Source organism: Cryobacterium sp. MLB-32 (assembly GCF_000738085.1).
GTDB lineage: Bacteria > Actinomycetota > Actinomycetes > Actinomycetales > Microbacteriaceae > Cryobacterium.
Genome location: NZ_JPRS01000674.1, coordinates 1 through 829 on the forward strand (window position 1 = coordinate 1; position 829 = coordinate 829).

At 49.2% G+C, this 829-nt stretch carries 1 protein-coding gene; it reads left to right on the forward strand.

Annotation, left to right across the window (positions count from 1 at the left end):
* Window positions 1-610: 610 nt before the first annotated feature.
* A partial coding sequence (locus tag JF66_RS24835; protein ID WP_035880877.1) for a hypothetical protein occupies window positions 611-829 on the forward strand: 219 nt, incomplete at its 3' end.

The following is an 829-nucleotide window of genomic DNA, read 5'->3' on the forward strand; positions in this document are numbered from 1 at the left end:
GCATGATAGTATCTGACCTGCACAGTATGTGCGTGGGCCTCTGGTCCCACATGCTCCAAGACTTCGTAGCCAAGTCGCCTTTCACGCACTTATGCTCACATTCTCTTGAGCCACTAATCCTCGATGCCGAAACGCTCGGATTCCAAAAAACTTCAATGCTTGTCACTCCAACGCCAAGATTCCTCAATTCTTAGACGCTTGAGATCTTCAAATCTTCTACCTTCATACGCCCGAAGCTTCTTTCTTCGCTGCGCCGATGCAATACCGACTCCCCATTTAGCGGGAGAGTTGCGCATCAATTTCTATATCTCGTACACGCTCTTAAAGCCCATCACGCCTCGCATTTATTGTGAAGGAGACGGGACTCATGGACAGAGTTCGAGTTTTGATCATCGCGATTTTGAGCATTTTCTTGCTCGGAATCGCCATATTTGACAATCAACGAGTTGAAGAGCTTGCTTGGGCCCTTTTCTTTGCAATCGGCGTAGAACTTTGCCGATCACAAGGACCCAAGCGGCCTAGACGAAAATAGTCCAGTCAACTCCCTATAACTTTAGGTAGGGGCCCGAAAGGCCCCTACCTTCCCTACCTAGAAGGAGAAGTGATTTCAATGCAATACGTAATTGACCTCAGTGGAGCAAAAGAAAAGTCAGAGAGTGAATCAATCCGTTCTTTAGAGGAGAAGGTGACTTCGGAGGACGCGCTTACGTATTTGCTGACGATGCGCCAAGAGTTCATCGGCCGGAGTAACGCGAAGGTTGTCCGGTTCCTCGACGCCGAGCTGACAGACGACTCGGCGCATGCAGCGAAAATCCTTGGCCAAGTTGAA